We start from the raw sequence: 26,927 nt of genomic DNA, 5'->3' as shown, positions 1-26,927 counted from the left end.
CTAAACCGGTGACTGCACACGCTCAGGAAAACATTGCCCAGCTCATCGCCGCCGAGCTGGGGGTGGGCCCGGATCAGGTGACCGCCGCGATGGGCCTGCTGGATGGCGGGGCCACCGTGCCCTTCATCGCCCGCTATCGCAAGGAGGCCACGGGCCTGCTGGACGATACCCAGCTGCGCACCCTGGAGGAGCGCCTGCGCTATCTGCGCGAGCTTGCCGCGCGCCGCCTCGCGATCCTCGACGCGATCGCCGAGCAGGGAAAGCTCACCCCCGAGCTGAGCGCCGCGATCCGCGATGCGCAGACCAAGGCCGGGCTGGAAGATATCTATCTGCCGTTTAAAACCAAGCGCCGCACGCGCGCCCAGATCGCCCGCGAGGCGGGCCTCGAACCGCTCGCCGATGCGCTGCTGGGCAATCCCGGCCTGGACCCCGCCGCGACCGCGGCCGACTATGTCACGGCCGCGTCCGGCCTCGCCGATGCCGAGGCGGCGCTCGAGGGTGCCCGCTCGATCCTCACCGAGCGCTTCGGGGAGGACGCCGAGCTGATCGGGCGGCTGCGCGAGCGGCTGTGGAACGGCGGCGCGATGGTCTCCCGCGTGCGCCGCGGACGCGAGCAGGACGGCGCAAAATTCGCCGATTATTTTGAGTTCTCCGAGCCGCTGCCGAGGCTGCCCTCGCACCGCATCCTGGCGCTGTTTCGCGGGGCCAAGGAGGAGATCCTCTCCCTGGATATCGATCCGACCCCGGGCGTGAGCGAGGATCCCGATATCCCCACCGCCTATGAGGGGGCCATCGCGTCGCGCTTTGGCATCTCGCATCGCTCGCGTCCCGCCGATGACTGGCTGCGCGGCACGGTGCGCACTGCGTGGCGCGGCCGCATCCTCGCCCGGCTCGAGGGCGACCTGCGCACGCGGCTGCGCGAGCGCGCCGAGGAGGCAGCGATCGGCGTTTTTGCCGCCAATCTGCGCGATCTGCTGCTCGCCGCCCCGGCCGGGCCGCGGCCCACCCTGGGGCTGGACCCGGGGCTGCGCACCGGCACCAAGATCGCCGTGGTGGATGCCACCGGCAAGGTGCTTGCCCACGACACCATCTATCCGCATCAGCCGCATAACCGCCGCGAGGAATCGCTGGCCACGCTGGAAAAACTGGTGCGCGCGCACGGGGTCGAGCTGATCGCGATTGGCAATGGTACGGCCTCGCGCGAGACCGAGCGGCTCGCGGCGGAGCTGGTGGCGCGCCTGGCCGGGCCCGCGGCCCCCACCGCCGTGACCGTATCCGAGGCGGGGGCCTCGGTATATTCGGCCTCGGCCTTTGCCTCCCAGGAGCTGCCCGAGCTGGACGTATCCATCCGTGGGGCCGTCTCGATTGCCCGCCGCCTCCAGGATCCGCTCGCCGAGCTGGTGAAAATCGATCCGCGTTCGATTGGCGTGGGCCAGTATCAGCACGATCTGCCCGAGTTCCTGCTCTCGCGCTCGCTGGATGCCGTGGTGGAGGACTGCGTGAACGGCGTGGGTGTGGACCTGAATACAGCCTCGGCCCCGCTGCTGACCCGGGTCTCCGGGATCGGGCCGGGCCTGGCCGAGTCGATCGTGTCCTATCGAAACGAGCACGGCCCCTTCGCCTCCCGCCGCGCGCTGAGTGCGGTGCCGCGCCTGGGCCCGAAGGCCTTTGAGCTATGCGCGGGCTTCCTGCGGGTGCGCGGCGGGGAAAATCCGCTGGACGCCTCGGGTGTGCACCCGGAATCCTATCCGCTGGTGCAGAGCATCGCCCGGGCCACCGCGACCCCCGTGGCCGGGCTGCTGGGCAATACCGCGGTGCTATCGGCGGTGGGCGCCCGGGACCTGGTCAGCGAGCGCTTTGGCCTGCCCACCGTGAGGGATGTCTTGGCCGAGCTGGATAAGCCGGGCCGGGATCCGCGCCCCGAGTTTATTACCGCGCGCTTCACCGAGGGCATCGAGAAGATCTCCGATCTGGTCCCGGGCAGCATCGTGGAGGGCCAGGTCACCAATGTTGCCGCCTTTGGCGCGTTTGTGGATATCGGGGTGCACCAGGACGGCCTGGTACACGTATCCAAGCTCAGTAACCGGTTTATCGGCGATCCGCGCGAGGTCGTGAAGCCCGGCGATATTGTGCGGGCCAAGGTCATGGCGGTGGACGTGCAGCGCAAGCGCATCTCGCTGAGCCTGCGCCTGGACGATGAGCCCGAGGGCGACGCGGGCCCGGCCCGCGGGGAGCGACCCGCGCGCGCGGAGCGTCCCGCCCGCGGCGGTGCCCGCCCGCCCCGTCCCCGCCCCGAGAAGCCCGCCCCGGCCCCCGCCAACGGCGCGATGGCCGAGGCGCTGCGCCGCGCGGGCCTGGGCGGGGGCCCGTCCCGTGGCTAGCCTCGACGCCGAGTTTCTGCTCGCGGCGCGCCACGATACGCCCGAGGTCCTGCGCGGGCTTGCCGCGCGCGGCGCGGATGTGGACGCGCTCACCCCGAGCGGCGGGGAGGCCTTTAGCGAGGCGCTCGCGGGCGACCGCTATGAGAATCTCGCGGTGATCCACGAGCTGGGCCATCGCGCGCGCGATCATGCCGGTGCCGCGCTGCGCTCGGCGGTGGGCACGGGCGATGAACAGGCGGTGGCTATCCTGCTGGGGCTGGGGGCGGACCCGGATTATGCCGATCCGGATTCCGTATATCCCTGGGGCCCGGGCGCGCTCGGGGTCGCCGCGCGCTATGGCGAGCTGGACATGGTGCGCGCCCTGGTTGAGGCCGGGGCCACCGTGGACCAGGAGGAGGCCGAGGGCATGCGCCCCTATCTGATCGCGGTTGAGCGTGGCCGCGTGGAGATGGCCGAATATCTGCGCGAGTTTGAGTCCTGGGATCAACATGATCCCGAGGTGGTCGCGGAGCGCATCGCCGAATATCGGCTCCCGCAGACCCTGCGCGGGTTTTTGAGCGCCGCCGATCCGCTGCTGCGTGCCCCGCGCGGCGCGGCCGTGCGCTGGATCACGTTTTTCACCCTGGCCGATGCCGTGCCCTTTGAGGTGAACGGGCGCCGCGTGCTCAGGCTCAGCCGCGCGGTGGACGGTTATGAGACCCAGATTCTCTGGGATCGGGACGAGGGTCGCGTGATCGCCCGCGATACCTCCTGCGGGGAGAGCCTCGCGATACTGGGCACCTGGCCGCAGTTTTTTGCCGATCCGTTTAAACTTCTGGCCCGCTATTACGAGGGCGAGTTCGACGCCGGGTAAACTCGGGACCATGATCGAGCTCACCGAGGTGCGACGTCGCGCCGCCGCCGCCGAAGACCGCTTCCCCCTGCTGACCCTCGCCGAGTTTTTTGAGGGCAATACGGTGCAGGATTCCATTGCGCCCAATGAGTGGGGTTATGGCCGTCCGCCGCTCGCCGATTTCCTCGCCCGCTTCCGCGAGATCGAGGCCCGCCCCGAGGTGGCCTGGGTGCGGGTGCAGATTCACGAGGAGACCTTCGAGGAGCCCTTTGGGGTGCTCTCGGGTGAGGCCGTGGCGCTGTGCACCACCGCGAGTGCCGAGGAGTGCGAGGCCTGGACCTCGGGGCTGGATTCCACGGGGGTGAACGAGGGTTATGTTTATCCCGATGACTGGTTCACGGATGTGCCCGAGATCCCCGCGGGCGCGCGCGTCTACTCGGTGATCTGGGACTAATACCCCGCATAAAACGGCACCGCCGCCCGGAAGATATTCCGGGCGGCGGTGCCGTTTTGGCGCGGCGGGTTAGGACCCTGCGCGGGCGTTCAGCCGGGCCTCGCGGGCCGCGTGCCGGCGCTCGTTGCGCCCCTCGATCAGGCGATAGAGCACGGGCACCAGGATCAGCGTGAGGGCCGTGGAGGAGATCAGCCCGCCGATCACCACGATTGCGAGGTCCTGGGAGATGAACCCGCTGGACCCGGTCAGACCCAGCGCCATCGGAATCAGCGCAAAGATCGTCGCGAGTGCCGTCATCAGGATCGGCCGCAGGCGCTGCCGGGCCCCGTTGAACACGGCATCGGCCACGCTCTGCCCCTGGCGGCGGTACTGGTTGACGAGGTCGATCAGCACAATCGCGTTGGTCACCACCACCCCGATCAGCATCAGCATGCCGATCAGCGAGGCGATGCCCAGCGGGCGGCCCGTGGCCAGCAGCAGGGCGATGGCCCCGGTGGCGGCAAACGGGATCGAGACCAGCAGGATCAGCGGCTGAATCAGCGAACGGAACGTGGCCACCATCAGCAGGTAGACGATCGCGATTGCAATCAGCATGGCCAGACCCAGCTGCGAGAAGGCCTCGCTCTGGTCGGCGCTGAGGCCACCAACCTCGGCGCTGACTCCCGCGGGCAGATCCAGCTTATCCAGGGCCCGGGTGACCTGGCCGGTGACCTCCCCGAGCGCGCCCTCCTCGGGCGTGAGCGAGATGGTCGCAATCAGCTCGCCCTTATCGCGGGTGATGGTTGCGGGGGTATTGACCGTCTCCACGCTCGCGAGGGCGGTGAGCGGAACCATGCCGGTCATCGTCGGCAGGATCAGCGCCTCCAGCTCGGCCGGGGTGGTCGGCACGGTGCCGTTATTAATATAGATCGAGAGCTCGCTGCCGCCCAGGTGCACGCTGCCCACGCTTGAGGGCGAGAGGGTCGCGGCGATCATGCCGGTCACCTGGATCTCGGTCAGGCCCGCGGCCGCGGCGGCGGTGCGGTTCACATCGATGCGCAGCGAGGGCGTATCGGCGGCGCGGTCGCTGGCGACCTCGCTCACCTGATCGGTATCCTTCACGGCGTCATAGACCAGATCCGCGGCCGTGGCCAGGGCGTCGCCGTCCTCGTGGGCGCGCACAATCACGTCCACGCTGGAGCCGCCAAAGCCGGGGGAGGAGGCGCCGATGGTGATGTCTTCCGCGGCGTCAAGCTTCGCGAAGCGCTTCTTCAGGTCCTCCTGCAGGGCACCCTGATCGGCGTCCTTATCGGTATTGACCATAAAGGTGGCGGTTCCGCCACCGCCGCCCAGCATCGCGGCCATGCCGCCCGAGCCCGCGGTCAGCAGCACGGATTCCACACCCTCGGTTTCCAGGATGGCCTGTTCGGTGGCCTCGGTCTGGGCGCTCACGGCGTCCAGCTCGGAGCCGGTCCGGAATTCCTGGGTCACGATGACGCTGTTCTGGCCGGTGCTGCCGAGGAAGTCCACCTTCAGCATCGGAACCATCGCAAACGTCAGACCCAGCAGGACCACGGAGGATACCAGGGTGATCACGGGGTGCTTCTGGGTGCCGCGCAGCAGCGGAACATAGGCGCGCTGCAGGCGGCTCTTGCGTTCCTTCTCCTCGGCGGCGGCCTGAACCTCGGCCTCGTTAACGCCGCGCTGGGGCTCACCCAGGAACCAATAGGCCAGAACGGGAACGATCGTGAGGGCCACGAGCAGGGAGGAGGCCATCGCGATGGCCACGGTCAGGGCGAAGGGGCGGAAGAGCTCGCCCACCATGCCATCCACGAGGGCGATCGGCAGGAATACCATGATGGTGGTCAGGGTCGAGGCGGTGATTGCCCCGGCCACCTCGCGCACACCGGTGAGGATGGACTCGATCTTGGGCTTGCCATAGCTCAGGTGGCGGCGGATATTCTCGATCACCACGATCGAGTCGTCCACGACCCGGCCGATGGCAATCGTGAGCGCACCGAGGGTGAGCATATTCAGCGAATAGCCGCCGAGGTTCAGCCCGATAAACGTCACCAGGACCGAGAGCGGGATGGAGATCGCGGTGACGATGGTGGCGCGCACCGAGAACAGGAAGATCAGGATGATGAGCACGGCAAAGACCAGGCCCAGCAGGCCCTCGATCGCCAGGTGCGAGATGGACTCCTCGATAAAGGGGGCCTGATCGAAGATCGTGACCAGGCTCGCGCCCGCTCCCAGATCCGTGGTGATGCCGGGCAGGGCCGCGGTGACATCGTGGGAGATGGCCACGATATCGGCATCGGGCAGGGCGGTGATCGAGAGGGCCAGGCTCTCCTTGCCGTTGGTGCGGGTAATGGAGGTGGCATCCTCGGCGGTGATCTCCACGGTGGCCACGTCCCCGATGGTGGTGGGGGTGCCGGCGCCCAGGAGCGGCAGGCCGCGGATATCCTCCACGGAGTTCACGGCGGTGCCGGAGGTGACCGAGAGGGACGTGCCGTCCTCGCGCACGGTACCCACGGGCAGGGTGATGCCATTGGCCTCAAGTGCGTCGGCAATTGCGGTGGGGCTGAGCCCGGCTGCCGCGAGGGCGAGCGGGTTCGGGCTGATCGTGACGCGTTCCACGATGGCGCCGTTGACCTGCACCTCGCGCACACCCTCGATGCCCTCCAGGGCGGGGACGGCGATGCTCTGGAGCTTGGCGGCGAGTTCCTGCAGGCTTCCGTCCGCGGAGGCGGTGAGGGAGACCACGGGGATATCGGAGACGCTGCCGGCCATGATCTGCGGCTCGGCCTTCTCGGGCAGCGTGGTGACCGAGTCGATTGCCGCGCGAATATTGGCCTTGAGCTCGTTCTGGTCCACGCCAAATTTGGAGCCGACGGTGATGATCGAGGCATTGGCCGAGGACGTGGAGACCACGGACTCGACGTTTTCCACGTTTTTCAGCGCCTGGGACAGGGGCAGACCGATCTGCTCGTCCACAACCTCCGGGCTGGAGCCGGGGGAGACGGTGAGCACGCTGGTCTGCGGGATGCTGATGGACGGGATGAGCTCCTGCTTCAGGGAGGCCATCGAGAAGAGGCCCACGCCGGTGATGAGGAGGGTAAGTAACGCAACCACCGCGCGATTGGCTAGGCTGAGTTTGGCAAGTCTGTGCACTGTGGTGAACGTCCTTATAAAATAGGGATGGTTAGCAACGGGCTAAGATTAGCATGAGGCTAAGTAGTTTTTGGGGCGTGGGAACGCCGAGAGGAGGTCGCGATGTCGCGGTCCGAGCAGACCGAACGGGACGAGCTCATCGCCCGCTTTGGCGCATTTCAGCACGATACGGAGAACCGCCAGCTGAATAAATCGCTCAGCACACTCCTGGATCTCCCCCTTACTGTTAAACAGCTGAAGGTTTTGGGGATCATCATTATTCGCGAGGGCAAGGCCACCGCGCAGCAGCTCGGCGATACCCTCGGCATCACCCTGGCCACGGTCTCGGGCATCGTGGACCGGCTCGTGGAGCAGGGCATGGTGCGCCGCACCGCCGATGCCACCGATCGCCGCGTGCGCCACCTGGTGCCCACCGAATCAGGCCAGGCCGTGGTGCGCCAGCTGATCGTGACCGAGCCCGAGCTGCGCCGCACGGTATTCCACCTGATGTCGATGGAGGACCTGCGCGCGCTGGTACAGGGTGTGGAGGCACTGGGTCGGGCGATGTTCCTCGCCGATGAGGACGATGCCGAGCCCGCGGCCCCCGCGGGCGCCCCGACCCCGGCCTAAAATCGGGTTAGCCCGCACCCGAGCCGGATATCTATTAGCGCCGGCGCTTTCAACTTCCTATAAACCTGCCCCACGCGATCCGGCAGGCCCGGGATTTGCGGGGGAAATATCGGGGACGGCGATCGGGGGCGGGACCCGGACGAATGGGCGATAGCGTTGCCCACGGAGTTCACGCAGGCCTCGGGGGAGCGCCGGATCCGCACGGGGCCAGGCGGAGGCGTGGCGCGTTATGGGTATTCACCCTCCGCCCCGAGTATTCCGGTCCGCCCGCGATCAAGCGTGCCGAGGGCTAGCCGCCCCGATAGTCTCCCGCTGCCGCGGCGGGGTGCGGCCGTGGGGGAGTACACCCGGGGCTGCCCGGCCGCCGCCCTACCTCTCCGCGCATAGGCCGCCCATGCAGTTGCCCAATCAGCCCGGCGGCAGGGTCAGCGCCGAGGCCAGCAGCCGGGCCGTATAGGCCTCGGTGGGGGCCGCAAAAACCTCCGCCGTGCGACCGGATTCCACGATGCGGCCCTCGTGCATCACGGCCACGTTTTCGCAGAGCTCCTGCACCACTCCCAGATCATGGGAGACCAGGATCAGGCTCAGCCCCAGCTCCTCGCGCAGGCCCACCAGCAGCTCCAGGATCTGCGCCCGCACCGTGACATCCAGTGCACTCAGCGGCTCATCACCCACGAGCAGCGAGGGGCGATGCACGATCGCCCGGGCCAGGGCCACGCGCTGGCGCTGACCGCCCGAAAGCTGATGCGGATAGCGCGAGGCAAGCCCCGGCTCCAGGCCCACCTGGAGGAGTACCTCGCGCACGCGCTCCCGGCGATCGCCGCCGATGCCCAGGCCCCATAGCGGTTCGGCCACGATCTGCCCCACGCTCATTCGCGGGTCCAGGGAACTATACGGGTCCTGAAAAATCAGCCCGGTATGCCGCCGGAACCAGTGCAGGTCGCGCCCGCGCATGCCTGCCAGCGCGCGCCCATGAAACTCCACCCCGCCCGTGGTGGGGGCATCCAGGGCGGTGAGGAGCCGCACCAGCGTGGTCTTCCCGGAACCCGATTCGCCCACGATGCCCAGGCTTTCGCCCGCCTCCACAGTGAGATCGGTGGGGTGCAGCGCCACGCGCCGGCCGCCGCGCCCACGATAACTGCGCGAGACGCCGCTCGCGCGCAGCATCACCGGGCCCGGCAGCGCACGCACCGGCCCGGACTCGGGAGACTCGCTCGGGCTCATGGCCGCTCCGTTCCGGGGTGAAAGGCAGTGCGCCGCGCGGCCGCGAGCAGCCGCTTTCCCAGCTCCGAGGCGGGTGCGCTCAGCAGGGTCTCGACCGAGGTCTGCTCCACCACCCGGCCGTGCGAGAGCACCACCGCGGAATCGGCGATGCGCGCCAGCACCGAAAGATCATGGGTAATAAAAATTAGCGAGCTGCCGGTCTCGGTCACCAGCCGATCAAAGAGCGCCAGGATCTCCGATTGAACCGTGACATCCAGGGCGGTGGTGGGCTCATCGGCGATCAGCAGCCGCGGCCTGGCCGAGAGCGCCGCGGCAATGCTCACGCGCTGCCGCTGCCCGCCCGAGAGCTGATGCGGATAGCGGCGGAGCAGCTCGGCGGGCTCCGGCAGCCCCACCAGCGAGGCCATCCTCAGCGCCGTCTCCCGCGTCTGTGCCCGATTCAGGCGGCCGTGGATCCGGGCCGGCTCTGCTATCTGGCGGCCGATCACCCGCAGCGGATTCAGCGCGGTGCGCGGCTCCTGAAAGACCATCCCGATCCGGCCGCCGCGCAAACGGGCAACCTCACGATCGGGTCGGCCCAGAATCTCCTCGCCATCCACCCGGATGCTCCCGCTGGCCTCGGCCTCCGCGGGCAGCAATCCCAGGATGGCGAGGGCCGTCAGGGATTTCCCCGAACCTGACTCGCCCACGAGGCCCAGGCGCTCGCCCGGCCCCACCCGAAAACTCACGTCATCCACCACGGTGGTCGTGCCAAAACGAATACTCAGGTTTTCCACGCTCAGGCTCATGCCGTGGCCTCCCTACGGTCCAGGGTCGGATCGGTCACATCGCGCAGGCCATCGCCGAGCAGGTTAAAACCGAGCACCGTGATCGTGATCACCAGTCCCGGCCACAGCACCGAGAGCGGCTGCACCCCGATATAGGTTTGCAGCTCCGAGAGCAGCCGACCCCAGGAGGGCATGCTCGCGGGAGCGCCATAGCCCAGGTAGCTGAGTCCCGCCTCGGCGAGCACCGCGAGGGCCATGCACCAGGACAGCTGCACGATAAATACCGGTGCCACATTGGGCAGGATATGCCGCCACAGCACCCGCAGGTTGCTCAGCCCCGCGGCGCGCCCCGCCAGCACATAATCGGAGTGCAATACCGCGCGAATCTCGGGCCGCGTGATGCGGCCGATATTCACGCCAAAGCTGATGCCCACGGCCCCGATGACCACCGCGAGGGAGCCGCCCCAGGCCGCCGCGAGCAGCAGCGCAATCAGGATCGTGGGAAACGCGATTAATACGTCGATGAGCACCGCAATGGTCTCCCGGAACCAGCGCCGGGTGAGCGAGCCCAGCGCCGCCAGGATGATCCCGATCACGCCGGCCAGCGCGGCGGAGAAGACCGCCACGATCACGGTGACCCGGGACCCGGCGAGGATCAGGCTGAAGATATCCCGGCCCGAATTATCGGTGCCAAACGGGTGATTAAGGGAGGGGGTGAGCCAGCCATTGGCCGGATCGGTGAAAACGGGATCATGCGGTGTCCAGAGCAGCGAGACCGCCGCCGCGAGGCATACCAGCGCGGCGACCGTGAGCCCAAAGCCCCCGGCCGGATGGCGCAGCAGCCGCCCGATCATTCGGCGGCCTCGCGCTGTCGCGGGTCCAGGGCCCGATGCGTGATATCGATGAGGGTGCCGATGATCAGCACGAGTGCCGTGAGGATCAGGATCTCACTCTGCACCTTGGGGAGATCCCGATTGCCCACATCGGCCACAAGCATCCGGCCGATCCCGGGCAGGGTGAAGAGCTGCTCCACAAGCACGGTCCCTACCAGGAGCCCGGCCACCTGAATGCCCAGCACCGAGAGGGTTGAGAGCGCCACCGCGGGCATCCCCTGGGTGATCAGCGCGCGGGTGCGGGTCAGGCCGCCGGCCGCGGCGGTGCGCACATAATCGCGACCGATCGCGTCGATCGTGGAGGAGCGGATAAAGCGCAGCAACACCGCACCCTCCACCAGCCCAATCGTGATGGCCGGCAGTAGCAGCGCTGTCAACGCGCGGCCCGGATCGGCCCAGCCCTGGCGCGGGAAACCCTGCGCGGGAAGCCAGCCGAGCCAGAGCGAAAAAATAATCACCAGCATCATGCCGGCCCAGACCACGGGCACCGCGGCGAGGGCCTGCGCGCCGCCGCCGAGCAGCGTGCCCGAGAGCTTTCCGCGCCGCAGCGCGGAGGCCACCCCGAGCGGGACCGCGATCAGCAGGGCGATCAGCAGCGAGAGCAGCGCGAGCGGCACCGTGACCTCGGCCTTCTGCACCAGCTCGGAGGCCACCGGGGTCCCGGTGATCGCCGAGTTCCCAAAATCGCCGTGCAGAATCCCGCCGATCCAGGAACCGTACTGGGCCAGGAGCGGATCGTCCAGGTGCAGGCTCTCCCGGATATGCGCAAGCTGTTCGGGGGAGGAATCGGTACCCGCGATCACCTGCGCCACATCGCCCGGCAGCAGCCGCAGCGTAAAAAAGATCAGCAGGCTCGCCAGTGTCAGCCCCAGCGCAAGCAGGAGCAGACGGGTGAGGATAAAGCGGGTCACTCCGTGACGGCGAGATTGCCGAGATAGAGGCGGGAGGTGGTGGAATCGGTGGGGAACCCGGTGATGCCGTTGCGGATCGCGGTGATTGCGGTGCCGGTATAGAGCCAGTCGGCGGGGTTATCCTCGGCCACGATCAGCGCGGCCTCGCTCAGCTTTGCCGCGGCCTGCTCGGGCTCGATTGCGGCCACCGATTCGGCAAAAAGCTCCCGCACGCGAGGGTTGTTATAGCCGAAGTAATAATCGGGGTTGGTCCAGTTGCCAAAATCGCGGGACTCCGCATGGTTCACCATCGACAGGTCAAAATTATGGTTTTTATATACGTCGTTCAGCCAGGTGGGGAACTCCATGCGCTTCACCTCTAGCGTGACGCCGATGTTTTTGAACTGCGAGACCAGCACATTGGGGATATCGGTGCCGTAGTGGTTGGAAATGGACAGGCTGAGCTTCAGATCGGAGGCTCCGGCCTCGGCCAGCAGCGCGCGGGCGCGCTCGGGATCAAAGGGCAGCCGGTTGCTCAGGTCCTGATAGCCGGGATCAAGCTCGGGGATCGGGCCCCCGAGCGGCACACCCGCGCCGCCGATGGCCTGGATCAGCGCGGCATGGTCGATGCCCACGCGCAGCGCCTCGCGCACCCGCGGATCGCCCAGTGGCGCGCGCTCCTGGTTAAAAACCAGCGTGTATTTATCGGTGGTGAGGCCATCGGTCACGGTGAAATCGGGGGAGTTTTCGAGCTGGCTGCGCAGATTGGCGTTCACGCCGGTCTGGACGTCGAGATCGCCGCCCAGGGTGGCATTAACCGCGGCGGTGGCATCGGGGATGTACTGGAAGACCACCTCTTTTACGCCCGCCTTTTTTCCCCAGTAGCTATCGTTGCGGGTGAGGGTGAGGCTATCGCCCTGCTTCCAGGAACCGGCCTTGGCGGTATAGGGGCCCGTGCCATTGGCCGAGAGCGCCAGGTCATTGGCCGAGGACTCTTCGAGGATCTGGCCCACGCGGCCGCCGAGGGCCCACAGCAGATTGCTATCGGGCTCGCTCAGGGTGATCACGATGGTGCCCATATCGGGCGAGGTGATCGAGGCCACCTTGGACAGCAGCACGTGATCCTTGATGGTCTCATCGGTGCGCGCCTGATTCAGCGACCACAGCACATCGGAGGGGCTTAGCGGGCCGCCGTCGTGGAAGGTCACGCCGCTCGCGAGCTTAAAGGTATAGGTGAGGCCATCGGGGGAGACGCTGTGCTCGGTGGCGAGGGAGTCCACGATTGAGCCATCGGCATCGCGGCGCACCAGGCCCTCATAGACGTTATCTACCAGTACCTGGTCGAGGGCCACCCCGGAGGTCTTGCGGATATTCAGGTCGGTGGGCTCCAGGACCAGGCCAACGCGCACGCTGTCCGCGGCGGAGGTGCCCCCTCCGCCCGGCGCGGAGCAGCCGACCAGCGTGAGGCTCGCAATCAGTCCGAGGGCCAGAACGGCTCGGATACGAGATTTCTCCATGGGAACGCTTACCTTTCGCCTGCCGTTTGTGAAGGAGGCCTCGCATATCCTAACGCTCCCTCCCGGGAAAGTGGATGTTGCGCCGCCCGGGCCCGCACGCGGGGACCCAGACCCCATTTTGCCGTAGAAGGGGGCAATACAGCGATTCGTGACGGAATCGTGGCCGGGGTTTTCCCCGAGAAAAATCCACCCGACACGGCACTGGCGCTAAAGGTTAGGTAAGCCTATACTGAAACCGCTATGACAATTATGAACCCGGGCTCACACGCGCACTCCACGCTGCGTTCGGCGCGGGCGGCGCACTCGGCATCCGATCACGCGCACCGCCTGGCACACCTGATCTCCGGCGGTCTGAGCGACCTCCCCGAGATCGAGGCTCTGCTGGCCACGCTACCCATCTGCGCCACGGGCCGAGTTTTTATCGAGGTGGACACCCCCGAGCAGGTCTCGCAGCTGGGCGCCCCCTCGCGCATGGTGGTCAGCTGGCTTGTGCGCTCCGAGCGCAGCGGTGCCCCCGGCAGCGGTTTGCCGTGCGCCCCGGGCCAGGCCCTCGGCCGCGCCGTGATCGGCTGGGCCGGCGAGATGCTCTGTAGCCCCGAGGTGGAGCCCGCGGAGGCCCATGAGCCGCGGGCGCAGGTCTGGCTCGCCGGGCACTTCAGTGCCGTGGCCGATTCCTATGACTACCTCACCGATACGCTGGGCATGGACCCGGCCCATATTCATACGCCGCGCAAATACGGCATCGGCTCGCGCCACTAAAAAGAAACCCCGGCATCCTCTCGGATGCCGGGGTTCTTTTATTTTTCGATTTCCACCACGGGGGAATCCGCCGCATTTTTGCGCACCGACTCGATGCCGTTGAGCGCACTCGCCTTGGCCTTATATCCCTCGGATACGGCAATCACCTCGCCGTTGGCGGCCTTCAGCCGGAAGCGGTACTCGCCCGCCTTATCCGTATAGAGTTCAAATTTTCCCGACATGCTTTTCCCCTTCGCCCGTCGGGGCATCGTTTCCCCGAAACTGCTCACAGCGTACTGCGCCGGGGACGGGGCAATCTTTCCCCTAAACGGGGGTTATTTCCGCACGTAGCCGCCCTTTTCCAGGCCGGCCTCAATCTCGAAGCGGTTGCGCAACGGATTGCGGCCCGCAAAAAGATAGAGCAGCGGGAATGCCATGCCATAGCGCCGCCACTGCACGCGGTGCACGGCCTCGTGTTCGAGGACATCCGGCGTCACATTATGATCCGTCAGATAGCAGGCGCCCACGCAGGAGCCGCCGCGCCCAAACGTCCACGAGGGCATCCCGGTGAAGATAAACAGGCCGTTCTCGCGCCGTATTTTGCCCGTGGACCACAGCGCGCCCCAGGCCAGACCCACCGCCGTGGCATAGGCATAGCCGAGCCAGCTCAGCGGCGAATCTAGAAACAGCTTCACGCGGTGGTGTCCTCCCGATAGGTATCGATCAAGCGTAGCCAAATCTCGCTCATCGTGGGATACGCCGGCACCGCATGCCAGAGCCGATCCAGGGGAACCTCGCCCACCACGGCGATCGTAAACGCGTGCAGCAGCTCGGCGACGTCCTGACCCACGAGATGTGCGCCCAGGATCACCTCGCGATCCTCATCCACCGTGATCCGGGCGTGGCCGCGATAGCCGTCCGCGATCAGCGCGGCACCGGCCACCGCGCCCAGGTCAAAGTCCACCTCGCGCACGCTCAGACCACGGTCACCCGCCTCCTCGGCGGTGAGCCCCACATGGGCGATCTCCGGATCGCTGAAAATCACGGCGGGGATGGCCACATGATCGGCGGTGGCCGCGGTATCGCTAAACGCCGGGTTCGGCACGGGCAGGGTACCCGCGGCGCGCGCCAGGATACTCGCGGCCGCCACGCGGGCCTGATATTTGCCCTGATGGGTGAGGGGGGCGCGCCCGTTCACATCGCCAGCGGCATAAAACCACTCCTCATTGCAGTCCTCGGCCAGCATCTCGTCATCCACATAGATGGGATCTCCCGGGCGCAGCCCGAGGCGCTCCAGGCCCAGATCGGCGGTGGCCGGGCGCCGGCCCGTGGCCACAATAATCTCCGTGGCCGTATGGGTCTCCCCGGCCACGAGCACGCTGACCTTGCCCCCGGTGCGCTCCACCCGGGTCGGGGAATCGCGAATGATCCTGACGCCGGACTCGGTCAGCGCCTCCACCACGGCCTCGCGGGCAAACTCGGGCTGCGCGGCGAGAATCCCGCTGCGGGCGATCACGGTCACGGCGCTGCCCAGGCCGCGATAGATCGTGGCGAGCTCGGTGGCCACCACGCCGCCGCCGAGGATGATGACCGACTCCGGGACGGACGTGAGCGAGAGGGCCTCGCGGTTTGTCCACGGCCGGGCCTCGGCCAGCCCGGGAATCTCGGGGATCACGGGAACGCTGCCGGTGGCGACGGCCACGGCGCGGCGCGCGGTGAGGACCGTGCGGGAACCATCGGCGGCGGTCACGGTGACCTCACGCACCCCGCTGAGCCGGCCGCGACCGCGAATAAGGTCGATTCCGGCGCCCTCGAGCCAGGACACCTGTCCGGCGTCATCCCCGCGGGAGGTAAAACCATCGCGGCGGCCCAGGAGCGCGGCGATATCCAGCGGACCGGTCACGGACTGCGCCGCCCCGGCCACGCGCAGCGCGGCCGAGCGTGCGGTGATGCCGCGCAGCAGCGCCTTGGAGGGCATGCACGCCCAATAGGAGCACTCCCCGCCCACCAGCTCGGCCTCGATAATCACGGGGCGCAGGCCGCCGCGGCGGACATAATCGGCGATGTTCTCACCCACCGGGCCGGCCCCGATCACGATCACATCGTATTCGTTGCGGTTGGGGGAATCGGGAGTCTTTTGGGGGGTCATGCCGTGCCTTTCACAAATGCTACGGCCCGGGCAGATACCCCGCCCTCCGGGGAGAGGCGGGGGCCTTACCCGGGCCGTGGTTAAAATAACGAGGAGTGATTATGCTCCCGGGGTATACGGGGCGGAGGCGGGGGCCTCCACGGCGGGCGTGCTGCGCCCCGCCTTGAGGGCGGCGAGGCGGGCATCCACCTCGGAGAGCTCGCCGAGGTCATCGAGGCTCTCAAACTGGGCGTCGAGGCTGGAGGAGGCCAGCTCGGCGGCACCGCGCACCTTGGCCTCCTCGCGGCGGATCTTATCCTCGAAGCGGCTCACCTCGCTGGTGGGATCGAGGATATCGATGCTCTTGACGGCATCGGCCACCTTGGACTGGGCCTCGGCGGATTTGGCGCGCGCCACGAGCTCGCTGCGCTTGGACTTCAGCTCCTCCAGCTTCTGCTTCATGCTGGTCAATCCGGCCTTGAGCTTATTGACGATATCGGTCTGCGAGGCGATCTGCGGCTCGGCCGCGCGGGCCTCGTTCTCGGCCCCGATCTGGCGCTGGATGGCGATCTTCGCGAGGTTATCAAATTTATCGGCATCGGCGGCATTGCCCGCGGCGCGATACTCATCGGCCTTGGCGCTCGCCGCGAGGGCCTTGCCGCCCCATTCCGCGGCGGCATTAACGTCCATTTTATGATCGTCCTCAAGCAGGCGCAGGTTGCCGATGGTCTCGGCAATGGCGCTCTCGGCGTCGGCGATGGAATTGGTATAGTCCCGCACCAGCTGGTCAAGAATCTTCTGCGGGTCCTCGGCCGAATCGAGAAGTGCGTTGATATTGGCCTTCGCGAGCGTGGTGATCCGCCCGAAAATAGACTGCTTTGCCATGATGTTTCCTTTCGATTAGTGCTCTGTAGATGAAAGAGGAGAGGTCTTAGAAGCGGCCGCCGCCGCTGCGTCCGCGGCCGCCCGAGGAGCGTCCGCCGCCACCCGAGGAGCGACCCCCGGAGGAACCGCGGCCACCGGAGGAGCGTCCGCCGCCGGAGGGCCCACGATAGCCGCCACCATAGCCGCCGCCGCGGGAATTACCGCCGCCCAGGAGGGAGTTGATGATGATTCCGCCCAGCAGCGCGCCGCCCAGCCCGCCGCCGTTGCCGCCGGAGGTACCGCCGCCAAACATGCCGCCGCCCCCGCCGCCCTGGAATCCGCCCACATCGCGTTGGGCGAGGTTCAGTGCCTGACCGGCGAGCTGCTGGGCGCGCTGGGCGTGACCGAGTGCCGCCGCGGGATCCACCGCGGCGAGCTCGCGCGCCTGCACAAAGCTGCGGCCGCCCTCGGCCAGCGCGGTGCGGGCATCGGCCCCCACGGCCCCGCGCCGCGCGGTGATGTAATCCTCGGCCGCGGAGAGCTGGGACTGCGCCGCAATCAGGGTGGACTGAAGCGAGCTGGCGGCCCGCTCGGCGTTCACCTGCAGGCCGCGGGCCTGCGCGATAACGCCGTCCATCTCGGCGGTGGCCGCCTGGAGGGAGGCCAGATCGGCGACCGGATCTCCCGTGCCCGAGCGCGCGGCGGCCACCGCGCGTTCGGTGGTGGAGATTGCGCGCGCAAAGCGTCCCTCGGGATCGGGGAGTCCGCGGGCGGCCGCGAGGTCGTGTTCCAGATCGGAGAGCACTGCCTGCACCTGGCCCGCGGCGGCGGTCAGTTCGTCTCCGCGATGGGTGATGCCCTCGGTCAGGGCCAGCGCCTGTGCGGCCGAATCGCGGGCGGCGCGCAGCGCCACCGCGGCGCGCGAGCGATCCTCCGCGGCCAGGGCCTGCTGGGCAACACCCAGCGCTGTATCGGTGAAGGCGAGGCGCTCCCCGGCCTGCTCGATATTATCGGCCACGGGGGCGAGGGCGGCGGGGCTGAAGCGGGTGGTCAGCGCCGCGAGCGTGACGCGGGCGGCCTCCACCGCGGCGCTGGCGCGCTCGCGTTCGCTGCGAATCGATTCAATCAGCGCGGGGGCATCGGCCTCCATGGCTCGCAGCGCGCCGAAGGACTCGGTCTGTTCGGTGAGCTCCGCGATTGCGGAGCCGCAGAGCTGTCTGATCCGGGTATTCCACTCGCGCACCTCGGCCTCGGTATCGGGGATATCGTCGCTGAGTTTCTGCTTGAGTTTAAAGGCCTCGGCGAGGGTGGCGCGGGCGCGCACCAGGGTCGCCCCGAATTCCGTGGTGGAGTCCTCGCCGTATTGGGCGAGGGCAAAACCGAGCTCCTGTTCGGCGGTTTTTACGGCGTCATCGGCGGCGATCAGGGCGCTTCCCGCCTCGCGCTCGAGTTCCGCGATCGGGCGGGAGGCGGCGCCCCCGCCTTCCCGCGCGGTTCCGCTGCGGGCGCGGCGGCGACGCAGCCAGAAGAAAATCAGGATCGCGATGACCGCGATGACCAGGAGTAGGATCAGCACCCCGGCCCCGCCGCCCGAGGGGGCCCCGGGGGTTTTACCGGATACGGCCTCCTGGAGCCCGGTGACCGCGGCCAGCGCCGCCCCGGGGAAGTCGTTTTGGCGCAGTGCGGGCAGGATGAGCTTTTCCTCGATCTGCGAGAGCGCCGAATCGGAGACCGGCCCGGCGGAGTCCCCGGACAGATAATAATTGCGGCTCTCGGTGGCGATCGCGAGCAGATACTGGTTGCTTCCGAGCCCGTTCTTTTCGGCCACGGTATTGGCCCAGTCCGCGCGATCGGTGGGGTTATCAAAGGTATCCACATATACGACCCAGAGGTCCACCCCGGAGCGATCGCTCAGCTCGGTGATCCTCGTGGTGACGTCCTTTATTTGGCCGTTGGTGAGGACGTCCGAGGAGTCAATAATCCGGCCCTCACCCAGCTGCACGGGGGACTCGGCGGGGACCATGGCCGAGGCCGTGCCCGTGGCACCAAAGACCATCAGTACGGCAATTAAAGCCGCCCCCCAGCTCCATCGAATCCGCATGAGCCACCCTCCTCTGTCACGTGCGTAAGGCGAGTCTAGGGCCGCGACCGTCAAGTAGTCCACAAACGTTTGTGCAATTCTTCGGTCATCTCCCCGGGGGCCGCCCCGGTAACGCCCGGCCATCCCCGCGTGACGAAACATGACGACCGAGTGGAAATACCCGGGGGAGCCGTCCAGAATGGACACATACCGAACGGAGGAAAACCCATGAATGCTCGACCAATAATGGCAGTCATCGAAGTGATTTCCTCCCGACCCAATGCCCGCGACTATAACCGCTATACCGGCGCCATGATCGATACCCTCGTGCGCACCGCCTCCGCCTCGGGCTGGACCGTGCAGCGCCATTCCGCCGATGCCCTCGGCACCGTGGGCCTGCTCGCGGCCACCGCCGAGGCCGAGGCCATCGTGGTGTGCGGCGGCGAGGATATCGACCCCGTATTTTATGGCGGACAGAGCGGCTATGTGGGCGAGGGCACCCACTACCCCCGCGCCGATGCCGCCCAGATTGCGGTGGTGCGTCGCGCCGCCACCCGGGGCACGCCCCTTCTCGGAATCTGCCGCGGACACCAGATCATCAACGTGGCCCTCGGCGGCACCCTCGTGGAGCATATCGAGGCTCCCGGGCACCGCAACGAGGACCTCCCGGTGGAATATATCCTCACCGAGCACCCCGTGCTGCTGGACCCGAACTCGCGGCTGGCCTCCCTGCTGGGCGGCGAATACGTGCTTGTGCAGAGCGCCCACCACCAGGTCATTGCCTCCCTGGGTGAGGGCCTGAGCGTGGCGGGCTGGGCCCACGACGGCCTGCCCGAGGCCATCGAGCACCACAGCCTTCCGATCACGGGCGTGCAGTGGCACCCCGAGGCCCCGGCCGCCGTGCGTGGCCAGCTGGAACTGCTGATTAACGGGCTCTCCGCGCAGGCGGAGCTGGCCGATGCCCGGTTTTCGCGACGTCTTGTGGCCGCATAGGGCGCGTGTCGTTGAAAAGCCCCGCGGGCGCGGGCTAGATTTACCCTCGTGAGCTTTGACGATTATGGTAGCGATGTCCTCGCCGGAAACTGGCGCACACGCGGCACCCTGACCTCCGCCGAGTGCGAGGCCGTGCCGGGCCTGGTGGTGGAGGAGGTCTCCACCGGCTGGGTGGGCGCCGTGGTGGGTATCGAGACCCGGATGGTGCAGCTGGAGGATCGCCGCGGCAAGGTGCGGGTTTTCCCGCTCGGCCCGGGCTTCCACGTGGAGGGTAAGCCGGTGATCCTAGTTGTGCCGGGGGCCACGGCCGCACCGGTGCGGAAAAAAACCGCCTCGGGCTCCTTTGCGGTGGATAACGCACCGGCCCGGGTGGCCCGGGCGAGCCGAATCCTCGTGGAGGGCCGGCACGATGCCGAGCTGGTGGAAAAGGTCTGGGGGGATGACCTGCGCATCGAGGGTGTTGTGGTGGAATATCTCGGCGGAATCGACGACCTCTCCGGGCTGATCGCCGAATACGAGCCCTCCTCGCGGCGCCGCATCGGGGTGCTTGTGGACCATCTGGTTCCCGGGTCCAAGGAATCGCGTATCGCCGATGCGGTGCGCCGCGGTCCGCACGGCAAAAACGTGCTGGTGGTGGGGCATCCGTTTATCGATATCTGGCAGGCGGTGCGGCCCGAGCGTGTGGGGATCGCGCAGTGGCCGCAGATTCCGCGCAGTATCGAGTGGAAAAAGGGCATCTGTGCCTCGTTTGGTTGGCCCCATGAGGAGCAGGCGGATATCGCCCGCGCCTGGCAGGCCATCCTGGGGCGGGTGCGCAATTACACCGATCTGGAACCCGCGCTCCTCGGGCGCGTGGAGGAACTGATCGATTTTGTCACTGGGATTCCCGAGGACTAACCGGTATGGTGCGCGCGAGCGGGGGAGATTTCCCGTGTTTCCGCGGCCGGGGGCTTCGCGGGCGAGCGACGAAGACGTCCAGCGGCGGAAATCCTTCCGGATCCCCAGTGGATAATCGGCGTTTTTTCATATTCTGAAATACATCCCACGTCGGACCTTCGGGCCCCGCGGCTCGCGTTTTTCTCTCGCCTCCGTCAGTTCCGGTCCCGAGTCCCCGGGTCGTGGCAGCCTCGCCGGTTCCGGCTTCATCTGCCGTATGACGCCACCCCGGTGGCGGCATACGGGGCGGCCCGGGGGCGGCCGTCCCGGGCCCGGGACTCTCCGCCGCGCCCGCGGGATGCGAGCGGTCCGTACCCTCGCCCGGCCCTGCCCCGAGGAAAGGACACCCACCATGAAAACACCACTGAAGACGGCCCTGATTGCGGCCGCCTCCGCGCTGCTGATCGGGCTCGGTTCCGCCGCTCCCGCCCAGGCCGCCAGCTACGGCGGCAACGTCGGCTATGTCTGGCAGATTCTCGGCACCCCCGCGGAGGGGCTGAGCGATGTCACGTTCAGCACCCAGTTCCATCCGGATACCGCGCAAAAGCGGGGCACCTATATCGCGCATCAATTCTCGTTTAAGAACGTGCCCTCGGACCGTGCCTCGGTGGGCTATATCGGTCTGCAGCCGCAGTCCCCGGGCGCCGATGGCCCGAAGCTGCGCGCGATCTTCTCGAGCTTTGTTGCCGGAACCCGCACCACCAGCCCCACGTGCCGCGACGGGGCCGATGGCGGTGCGGGCGTGAGCTGCGCGCTGCTGATCGATGCCGACTATACGCATCGCTATACCCAGACGGTACAAAATATCGATGGCGACCTCTGGGCCGGCACGGTGCAGGATGAAACCACGGGCCAGCAGTGGGACATCGGGCAGTGGACGGTGCCGGAGGGCAGCGGCTATCTGCGCAATTGGCAGGGCGGTTTTATCGAGAACTTCAGCACCGAAAACGCCTCCACCGTGCAGCGCGTGGACGTGACCGTGGGGGCCCCCACCTCCGCGGGGCGGGTGGGCCGCTGGACCAATGTGCACGAATACGGCGCCTATCAGGGGCAGGCCAATTTTGAGTGGTCCGCCGAGGGCCGCGGCCTGCACATCACCCGTGGCTGGTCCACGCCGGTGGCCGGCTAGCCGCGCCACATATTGCAATACCGGGCCACAGGCGTGAAGATGAGGGCATGAGTCAAAACGCCCCCGTGAGCACCGCCGATCTCCTCAGCATCACCGATCACACCCTCCTGGCAGCCGATGCCACGGCCGAGCGGGTGGACGAGTTCCTCGCCGATGCGCGACGCCTCGGTGTGCGCCGGGTGTGCCTCTCGCCGAGTGTCCTGCCGGTGGAGAAGCACGGGCGCGAGATCGTCACCGTCGTGGGCTTCCCTTCGGGAGCCCACGCCGGTGTGGTGAAGGCCTTTGAGGCCACCCACGCGGTGGCCTGCGGGGCCGATGAGATCGATATGGTGGTCAACGCCGGCCTGGTAAAGGCCGCCGATTGGGCCGGGGTGCGGGCCGAGATCGCCGCGGTCCGCGCGGCCGTTCCCGCGCCGCTGATCCTCAAGGTCATCATCGAATCGGCGAGCCTGAGCGATGCGGAGATCGTGGCCACCTGCGAGATGGCGCGCGATGCCGGGGCCGATTTTGTGAAGACCTCCACGGGCTTCCATCCGGCCGGCGGCGCGAGCGTACACGCCGTATCGCTGATGGCCCGCACCGTGGGTCCCGCGGTGGGAGTGAAGGCCTCGGGTGGCATCCGCACGGCCCAGGCCGTGCGCGACATGCTGGATGCCGGCGCCACCCGCCTGGGCCTCTCCGGCACCGCCGCGATCCTCGCCGAATGGGAGGGCGCGGCGGTACCGGAGGCCACCGACTCCGGGTATTAGGCCGCCACGGGTAGCGCCCTGCGGGCGCGTCCCGAGGCATAATCCCGCGAGAGCAGCACGCCCAGCAGCAGGATCAGCAGCAGGATTCCTCCGCGCGCGAGCCCCTGCCAGTGGAACGAGAGCCCAATCAGATTCATGCCGTTGGTGAGTAGGGCAAATATCAGCACACCCACCAGCGTTCCCAACAGATTGGGGCGGCCAAAGCGGCTGAGCGTCGCGCCGATAAATACCGCGCCGATCGAATCCAGCACATAGAGCTGCCCGCTGGCCGGCACAAACCCGCTGGAGCGCGAGGCCAGGACAATACCCGCGATGGCCGCGATCAGTGCCGCAAAAATATACGCGGAGATGATCGCGGTGCGGGTGAGGCGGCCGGCGATCCGGGTGGCGGTGGGCTGGGCCCCCGCCGCGGTGAGCACCCGGCCCCAGCGGCTGCGCTCCAGGATCACCCAGACCAGCCCTAGCACCACCAGCGCGATCAGCACGGGGATCGCGATGCCCAGCACGCTGCCCGCCCCGATCTGCGCAAACCCGGGGGGAGTGCGCGGGCCCGAGAGATAGATGGGTGAGCCACCCCCGGTGGCGACCTGCTGCACGCCGGCGCCGATAAACCAGACGCTGAGCGTGGCCAGGAACGGACGGATTCCGAGGATCACGATCAGGAAGGCGTTAAGCGCGCCCACGCTCGCCCCGGCCAGCAGGCCAAAGAGCAGCGCATACCAGAGCACATAGCCATCGGCCAGGAGCGAGGCCACGGTAAGCGCCGCGATATCGATGGCCACACCGATCGAGAGGTCGATGCCGCCCGCGCGCACCACCACGGTCATCGCGATTGCCGCGAGCAGCAGCAGCGCGTTCTGGTTGAGCACCGAGAGCAGGTTTTCAGCGGTTAAAAAGCGGGGGCTGAGGATCGCAAAAAAGATCAGGATCACGGCCAGCGCCACCGGGGCGAGCAGGCGCGGGGCCGCCGCGGCCAGGCTGAAAAGGCGTTCTGGGGTGGGGGTTCCGTGGCTCATCGGCGCACGCTCCGTTCACGGATGGCGGCTACGGCCAGGACGATCAGAATAAGGGCTCCCTTGGCGATACCGATCCACTGGCTGCCCACACCAAGCTGGGTGAAGCCATTGGTGAGCACCGCCACAAAAACGGCACTAAAAAGTGTGCCCGTGATGGTGACCACCAGCCGGCGCGAGAACGCGATGGACATCAGCGAGGCCAGCAGAATATCAATCAGCATCTGCTCGCCGATTCCGGGCAGCGCGGCCGAGAGGCGCGCGGTCATCAGGACACCCGCGAGGGCCGCGAGGATCGACGCACAGACATAGCTGGTCACGGTATAGCGGGCGACCGAGATGCCGGCCACGCGCGCGGCCACCGGGTTTTGCCCCACGGCATAGGCCCGGGTGCCCCAGCGGGTGCGCCCGAGCAGGAATGCCACGATCGCAAAGACCACGATCAGCACCAGCACCGCGCCGGATAGGCCCGCGGGACCGCCATCGCGCAGTAGCGCAAACTCGGGCCCGGTGGCCGGAATCTTCACATTATTGGTGAGCACAATGGTGAGGCTCGCGACCATGCTCATCGTGGCGAGGGTCACCAGCAGCGGCCGCACCCCGGCCACCACCACGAGCCCGTTCAGCAGGCCGATCGCGGCACCCACGGCCAGGCCCGCGAGCACGGCCACGGGGAAGGGCGCGCCGGCGCCGGAGAGCAGCGCCACCACGGCGCCGGCCAGGCCCAGGGTTGCGCCAATCGAGAGATCGATGCCGCCGCGGATCACATCATCCCCGCCCACGGCCACCACGAGGGTCAGGCCAAAGGCGGCGATGGCGTAGACGGCCGCCTGCCCCAGGATCGTGGCGAGATTATCGGCGCTCAAAAAATGCGGGCTCGCCACGGAGAACAGGATGATCTCCGCGAGCACCACAAAATAGCCGATGCTGCCGAGCCAGCGGGAGGAACCGCGGCGCGCGAGGCGCGGGGCGGCGGGGGCGAGGGCGGTCATCGAAGGGTTCCTTCCCGGGACCCGGACGCGAGTGCCAGCACGGCGTCCACGGTGGCTTCGGCGCGCGGCAATTCGGCCACGATCTCGCCGCGATATAAAATGAGGACCCGATCGGAGAGCCCAATCAGCTCCTCCAGGTCGAGGCTGATCAGGAGCACCCCGGAGCCCGCGTCCACGGCCTCATCGATGCGCTCATAGATCTGCTCGCGCGAGCCGATATCCACGCCCGCGGTGGGCTGATCCAGGACAAATAGGCGCGAGCGGGCGGCGAGCCAGCGGCCCAACACCACCTTCTGCTGATTGCCCCCGGAGAGCGTTCCGGCCACGGCCTCGGGGCGTGCCGGACGGATGCCCAGCCGGGCCACGAGGTCGCGGGCCAGCGTGCGCTCGGCCGCGGCGCGGATCAGGCCCAGCGCCCCGGTGACCGCGCCAAGGCTCGCGAGGGAGAGATTCTCGCGCACGGTATGGCCCAGGAGCACACCATCGCGGCGGCGATCCGAGGGCACATAGGCGCCCCCCGCGGCCACAAAGGCGCGCGAGTTGCGCACGGGTTTCCCGGAGAGGGCCACCGAGCCGGCGCGCGCCTCGGCGCCGGTCACGGCATCCGCGAGACGCTCGATGCCGGAACCAACCAGCCCGGTTACCCCTACCACTTCGCCCGGATACACGCTCACGGCAAAGTTTTCCAGGCTGCCGGGCACGCCCAGCCGGGTGACCTCCAGCGCGGGGATTCCCGTCTGATCGGGGGCGGGGCGCGTGCGCGCCCCAAACTCGTTAACGCTGCGCCCGACCATGAGTTCCACGATGTGATCGAGGACCGGATCGGTCGTGCCCGCGGGCGGCGGGGAGACCCGCAGGTCCACATCGCCCACGCGCTCGCCGTTGCGCAGCACGAGTACCCGATCACTCACCTCCCGCACCTCGCGCAGATAATGCGAGATATAGATGATGGCCACACCCGCGTCGCGCAGGCGCTGCAGCGTGGCAAAGAGGCGCTCAACCTCGGCGGCGGCCAGCGGAGCGGTGGGCTCGTCGAGGATCAGCACGCGCGGGGTCACCAGGATCGCCGCGGCAATCTGGACCAGCTGCTGCTCGGCCACGGTGAGGTCATCGATCAGCAGATCGGCGGGCAGGTCCAGGCCCACGAGCCGGGAAAGATCCGCCTCGGCGCGACGAATCAGGCCGCGCCCGGAGATCAGCGGCACATCCGTGGCCCCCAGATACAGCTGTTCGGCCACGGTGAGGCGGCCCGCGAGATGCCGGTCCTGGTGGACCACCCGGATGCCCGCCCGCTCGGCATCGGCCGGGCTGGAAATATCCAGCTCGCTGCGGCCCAGCGTGATGCTTCCCTCCTCGCGCGAGTACAGCCCGGTGAGGATTTTAATCAGCGTGGACTTCCCGGCGCCGTTCTCGCCCACCAGTGCCAGCACCTCGCCCGGGGCCACCGTGAGATCCACGGAGTGCAAAACCCGGACGCCCCCGAAGTGCTTGGAGATTCCACGCAGTTCGAGGGCACCGGGGGTGGGGATATTACTCAAGTCCAAGTTCCTTGCGGCGCTCGGCCACATTGGCCTTATCCACCACAACCGCGTCCAGGTAGGTGCTCAGCGGCACGGAGTCCTGCTGGCCGCCCAGATAGCGGGCGACGTTCTCGGCGGAGGTCTTACCAAATAGGCTGGGCTGCTGGGCCACGGTCAGCGCATAGCTGGAATCGGGGTTGGCGATCAGGTCGAGGGCGCCGGGCTCGGCGTCCACGCCATAGGTCTTAATGGTCTTGATGCCGGCGGCGTCGATGGCCTGGGCGGCCCCGATCGCGGGCAGATCCCAGCAGGACCAGACGGCGTTGATATTTTCGGCGCCCTCGCGGGAGATTGCATCGGCGGTTTTGCGCTTGGCATCCTCGATGGTGCCCTCGTAGATATCCTGCAGCTCGGGCTCGATGATCTTAATATCCGGGTAGTTCTTCAGCACCAGGCGGAACTCGTCATAGCGAATCTGGCAGGGCACCACGTCATAGAAACCGTTAAAGACCAGCACGCTGCCGGTGCCGCGCAGATCCTCGGCGAGGGTGCGTGCCACGGTGGATCCAATATTCCAGTTATCGGAACCGATGTTATTAACCGAGTGGGGGCTGGCGTGGTCGATCGTGAACAGCGGGATCCCCGCGGCATCGGCCTTTTCCAGCGCGGGGGCGAGGGTGGTGGAATCCCCGAGGATCACCACGATCGCGTCGACCTTCTGCGAGATCAGGTTTTCGACATTGGCAACATGCTTATCGTCCTTGGCATCGGCCTGGGTGGCGATCACGGTGCCGCCCAGCTCGGTGACCCGGTCCTGCACGCTCTGATAGGTGAGGCGACCAAAATCGCGCACCACATCCTTCGCGGCGATACCGATGGTCTTGCCCTCGAGGGAGGGGACATCGGCGGAGGCGGCGGCGGGGGCTGCGGTTGCGGCCGCGGCGGGGGCCGGGGCCTCCTGCTTCACGCTGCAACCGGCGAGGAGGGCGCCGAGCGCGATTACGGCGCCGAGGCTCGCCCAGGTCTGGGATTTTTTCAACAAGGTTCTTCTCCAAGGGGATGAGT

24 protein-coding genes are annotated in these 26,927 nt (G+C 67.6%); 9 read left to right on the top strand and 15 right to left on the bottom strand.

Going from position 1 to position 26,927, the window contains the following annotated elements; genetic code table 11:
- Window positions 1–8: 8 nt before the first annotated feature.
- The 3 genes from KXZ72_RS05915 to KXZ72_RS05905 are packed head-to-tail and all read left to right on the top strand — an operon-like array spanning window position 9 to window position 3,667.
- The gene (locus KXZ72_RS05915) at window positions 9–2,381 is read left to right on the top strand and encodes a Tex family protein (protein WP_226082929.1); all 2,373 of its coding nucleotides are present in this window, start codon (window positions 9–11) and stop codon (window positions 2,379–2,381) included.
- Entirely contained in the window at window positions 2,374–3,234 is an 861-nt protein-coding gene (locus KXZ72_RS05910; protein ID WP_226082927.1) for an ankyrin repeat domain-containing protein, read from the top strand. Before KXZ72_RS05915 ends, KXZ72_RS05910 begins: the two co-directional genes overlap by 8 nt.
- Before the next feature lie 10 nt (window positions 3,235–3,244).
- The gene (locus KXZ72_RS05905) at window positions 3,245–3,667 is read left to right on the top strand and encodes a hypothetical protein (protein ID WP_226082925.1); all 423 of its coding nucleotides are present in this window, start codon (window positions 3,245–3,247) and stop codon (window positions 3,665–3,667) included.
- A 69-nt stretch (window positions 3,668–3,736) separates the two neighbouring features.
- Here KXZ72_RS05905 and KXZ72_RS05900 read toward each other — a convergent pair whose 3' ends face one another.
- Window positions 3,737–6,781, bottom strand: coding sequence for an efflux RND transporter permease subunit (locus KXZ72_RS05900; protein WP_264159472.1), 3,045 nt, complete (start codon window positions 6,779–6,781; stop codon window positions 3,737–3,739).
- Between the two features lie 141 nt (window positions 6,782–6,922).
- Between KXZ72_RS05900 and KXZ72_RS05895 the strand changes: the two genes are divergently transcribed.
- Complete coding sequence (locus KXZ72_RS05895; protein ID WP_226082921.1) at window positions 6,923–7,429, top strand: MarR family winged helix-turn-helix transcriptional regulator; 507 nt, start codon at window positions 6,923–6,925, stop codon at window positions 7,427–7,429.
- Window positions 7,430–7,837: 408 nt separating this feature from the next.
- On the opposite strand, the gene KXZ72_RS05890 is transcribed toward KXZ72_RS05895, so the two are convergent.
- The 5 genes from KXZ72_RS05890 to KXZ72_RS05870 are packed head-to-tail and all read right to left on the bottom strand — an operon-like array spanning window position 7,838 to window position 12,720.
- Complete coding sequence (locus KXZ72_RS05890) at window positions 7,838–8,653, bottom strand: ABC transporter ATP-binding protein (protein ID WP_226082920.1); 816 nt, start codon at window positions 8,651–8,653, stop codon at window positions 7,838–7,840.
- Window positions 8,650–9,441, bottom strand: a complete 792-nt coding sequence (locus KXZ72_RS05885) for an ABC transporter ATP-binding protein (protein WP_226082918.1) — start codon at window positions 9,439–9,441, stop codon at window positions 8,650–8,652. Before KXZ72_RS05885 ends, KXZ72_RS05890 begins: the two co-directional genes overlap by 4 nt.
- Window positions 9,438–10,274: an ABC transporter permease gene (locus tag KXZ72_RS05880; RefSeq protein ID WP_226082915.1), complete on the bottom strand. Its 837-nt coding sequence runs from the start codon at window positions 10,272–10,274 to the stop codon at window positions 9,438–9,440. Before KXZ72_RS05880 ends, KXZ72_RS05885 begins: the two co-directional genes overlap by 4 nt.
- Complete coding sequence (locus tag KXZ72_RS05875) at window positions 10,271–11,224, bottom strand: ABC transporter permease (protein ID WP_226082914.1); 954 nt, start codon at window positions 11,222–11,224, stop codon at window positions 10,271–10,273. The genes KXZ72_RS05880 and KXZ72_RS05875 overlap by 4 nt, the downstream gene beginning before the upstream one ends.
- Window positions 11,221–12,720 carry an ABC transporter substrate-binding protein gene (locus KXZ72_RS05870; protein WP_226082913.1) on the bottom strand — a complete coding sequence of 500 codons (1,500 nt, stop codon included), beginning with the start codon at window positions 12,718–12,720 and terminating at the stop codon, window positions 11,221–11,223. Before KXZ72_RS05870 ends, KXZ72_RS05875 begins: the two co-directional genes overlap by 4 nt.
- A gap of 240 nt (window positions 12,721–12,960) precedes the next feature.
- Between KXZ72_RS05870 and KXZ72_RS05865 the strand changes: the two genes are divergently transcribed.
- Entirely contained in the window at window positions 12,961–13,479 is a 519-nt protein-coding gene (locus KXZ72_RS05865) for an SIP domain-containing protein (RefSeq protein WP_226082911.1), read from the top strand.
- Window positions 13,480–13,517: 38 nt separating this feature from the next.
- On the opposite strand, the gene KXZ72_RS05860 is transcribed toward KXZ72_RS05865, so the two are convergent.
- The 5 genes from KXZ72_RS05860 to KXZ72_RS05840 all read right to left on the bottom strand — a co-directional run bounded on the left by KXZ72_RS05860 (window position 13,518) and on the right by KXZ72_RS05840 (window position 18,506).
- Window positions 13,518–13,700, bottom strand: a complete 183-nt coding sequence (locus KXZ72_RS05860; protein ID WP_226082910.1) for a YegP family protein — start codon at window positions 13,698–13,700, stop codon at window positions 13,518–13,520.
- Window positions 13,701–13,793: 93 nt separating this feature from the next.
- A complete protein-coding gene (locus tag KXZ72_RS05855; protein WP_226082909.1) occupies window positions 13,794–14,153 on the bottom strand; it encodes a Fe-S oxidoreductase in 360 nt (119 codons plus the stop codon).
- On the bottom strand, window positions 14,150–15,607 hold the full coding sequence (locus KXZ72_RS05850) for a dihydrolipoyl dehydrogenase family protein (protein ID WP_226082906.1): 1,458 nt from the start codon (window positions 15,605–15,607) through the stop codon (window positions 14,150–14,152). The genes KXZ72_RS05855 and KXZ72_RS05850 overlap by 4 nt, the downstream gene beginning before the upstream one ends.
- Window positions 15,608–15,706: 99 nt before the next feature.
- Window positions 15,707–16,471 (bottom strand): PspA/IM30 family protein, encoded by a 765-nt coding sequence (locus KXZ72_RS05845; protein ID WP_226082905.1) that lies wholly within the window; start codon window positions 16,469–16,471, stop codon window positions 15,707–15,709.
- Window positions 16,472–16,517: 46 nt separating this feature from the next.
- Entirely contained in the window at window positions 16,518–18,506 is a 1,989-nt protein-coding gene (locus tag KXZ72_RS05840) for a TPM domain-containing protein (RefSeq protein ID WP_226082904.1), read from the bottom strand.
- A 270-nt stretch (window positions 18,507–18,776) separates the two neighbouring features.
- Between KXZ72_RS05840 and KXZ72_RS05835 the strand changes: the two genes are divergently transcribed.
- The 4 genes from KXZ72_RS05835 (at window position 18,777) to deoC (ending at window position 22,337) form a co-directional block, all read left to right on the top strand.
- Entirely contained in the window at window positions 18,777–19,523 is a 747-nt protein-coding gene (locus tag KXZ72_RS05835; protein ID WP_226082903.1) for a gamma-glutamyl-gamma-aminobutyrate hydrolase family protein, read from the top strand.
- 48 nt (window positions 19,524–19,571) lie between these two features.
- Complete coding sequence (locus KXZ72_RS05830) at window positions 19,572–20,420, top strand: DUF3097 domain-containing protein (protein WP_226082902.1); 849 nt, start codon at window positions 19,572–19,574, stop codon at window positions 20,418–20,420.
- Between the two features lie 391 nt (window positions 20,421–20,811).
- Window positions 20,812–21,588: a hypothetical protein gene (locus KXZ72_RS05825; RefSeq protein WP_226082900.1), complete on the top strand. Its 777-nt coding sequence runs from the start codon at window positions 20,812–20,814 to the stop codon at window positions 21,586–21,588.
- 47 nt (window positions 21,589–21,635) lie between these two features.
- The gene (deoC, locus tag KXZ72_RS05820; protein ID WP_226082894.1) at window positions 21,636–22,337 is read left to right on the top strand and encodes a deoxyribose-phosphate aldolase; all 702 of its coding nucleotides are present in this window, start codon (window positions 21,636–21,638) and stop codon (window positions 22,335–22,337) included.
- Here the strand turns inward: deoC and KXZ72_RS05815 are convergent.
- The 4 genes from KXZ72_RS05815 to KXZ72_RS05800 are packed head-to-tail and all read right to left on the bottom strand — an operon-like array spanning window position 22,334 to window position 26,904.
- Window positions 22,334–23,353: an ABC transporter permease gene (locus tag KXZ72_RS05815; RefSeq protein WP_226082892.1), complete on the bottom strand. Its 1,020-nt coding sequence runs from the start codon at window positions 23,351–23,353 to the stop codon at window positions 22,334–22,336. The two genes, deoC and KXZ72_RS05815, sit on opposite strands and share 4 nt — an antisense overlap.
- Window positions 23,350–24,342, bottom strand: coding sequence for an ABC transporter permease (locus KXZ72_RS05810; protein WP_226082891.1), 993 nt, complete (start codon window positions 24,340–24,342; stop codon window positions 23,350–23,352). The genes KXZ72_RS05815 and KXZ72_RS05810 overlap by 4 nt, the downstream gene beginning before the upstream one ends.
- Window positions 24,339–25,880 carry a sugar ABC transporter ATP-binding protein gene (locus tag KXZ72_RS05805; protein ID WP_226082889.1) on the bottom strand — a complete coding sequence of 514 codons (1,542 nt, stop codon included), beginning with the start codon at window positions 25,878–25,880 and terminating at the stop codon, window positions 24,339–24,341. The genes KXZ72_RS05810 and KXZ72_RS05805 overlap by 4 nt, the downstream gene beginning before the upstream one ends.
- On the bottom strand, window positions 25,873–26,904 hold the full coding sequence (locus tag KXZ72_RS05800; protein ID WP_226082888.1) for a substrate-binding domain-containing protein: 1,032 nt from the start codon (window positions 26,902–26,904) through the stop codon (window positions 25,873–25,875). The genes KXZ72_RS05805 and KXZ72_RS05800 overlap by 8 nt, the downstream gene beginning before the upstream one ends.
- Window positions 26,905–26,927 lie beyond the last annotated feature (23 nt).

This window comes from Mycetocola spongiae (genome assembly GCF_020424085.1).
Lineage (GTDB): Bacteria > Actinomycetota > Actinomycetes > Actinomycetales > Microbacteriaceae > Mycetocola > Mycetocola spongiae.
This window is presented reverse-complemented; position numbering and strand designations above follow the sequence as displayed.

Excerpts from the sequence above, each read along its gene's own strand:
- KXZ72_RS05905 (WP_226082925.1), top strand. The coding sequence starts at position 3,245 with ATGATCGAGCTCACCGAGGTGCGACGTCGCGCCGCCGCCGCCGAAGAC.
- KXZ72_RS05895 (WP_226082921.1), top strand. The coding sequence starts at position 6,923 with ATGTCGCGGTCCGAGCAGACCGAACGGGACGAGCTCATCGCCCGCTTT.
- KXZ72_RS05890 (WP_226082920.1), bottom strand. The coding sequence starts at position 8,653 with ATGAGCCCGAGCGAGTCTCCCGAGTCCGGGCCGGTGCGTGCGCTGCCG.
- KXZ72_RS05885 (WP_226082918.1), bottom strand. The coding sequence starts at position 9,441 with ATGAGCCTGAGCGTGGAAAACCTGAGTATTCGTTTTGGCACGACCACC.
- KXZ72_RS05880 (WP_226082915.1), bottom strand. The coding sequence starts at position 10,274 with ATGATCGGGCGGCTGCTGCGCCATCCGGCCGGGGGCTTTGGGCTCACG.
- KXZ72_RS05870 (WP_226082913.1), bottom strand. The coding sequence starts at position 12,720 with ATGGAGAAATCTCGTATCCGAGCCGTTCTGGCCCTCGGACTGATTGCG.
- KXZ72_RS05865 (WP_226082911.1), top strand. The coding sequence starts at position 12,961 with ATGACAATTATGAACCCGGGCTCACACGCGCACTCCACGCTGCGTTCG.
- KXZ72_RS05860 (WP_226082910.1), bottom strand. The coding sequence starts at position 13,700 with ATGTCGGGAAAATTTGAACTCTATACGGATAAGGCGGGCGAGTACCGC.
- KXZ72_RS05850 (WP_226082906.1), bottom strand. The coding sequence starts at position 15,607 with ATGACCCCCCAAAAGACTCCCGATTCCCCCAACCGCAACGAATACGAT.
- KXZ72_RS05845 (WP_226082905.1), bottom strand. The coding sequence starts at position 16,471 with ATGGCAAAGCAGTCTATTTTCGGGCGGATCACCACGCTCGCGAAGGCC.
- KXZ72_RS05840 (WP_226082904.1), bottom strand. The coding sequence starts at position 18,506 with ATGGTCTTTGGTGCCACGGGCACGGCCTCGGCCATGGTCCCCGCCGAG.
- KXZ72_RS05835 (WP_226082903.1), top strand. The coding sequence starts at position 18,777 with ATGGCAGTCATCGAAGTGATTTCCTCCCGACCCAATGCCCGCGACTAT.
- KXZ72_RS05825 (WP_226082900.1), top strand. The coding sequence starts at position 20,812 with ATGAAAACACCACTGAAGACGGCCCTGATTGCGGCCGCCTCCGCGCTG.
- deoC (WP_226082894.1), top strand. The coding sequence starts at position 21,636 with ATGAGTCAAAACGCCCCCGTGAGCACCGCCGATCTCCTCAGCATCACC.
- KXZ72_RS05815 (WP_226082892.1), bottom strand. The coding sequence starts at position 23,353 with ATGAGCCACGGAACCCCCACCCCAGAACGCCTTTTCAGCCTGGCCGCG.
- KXZ72_RS05810 (WP_226082891.1), bottom strand. The coding sequence starts at position 24,342 with ATGACCGCCCTCGCCCCCGCCGCCCCGCGCCTCGCGCGCCGCGGTTCC.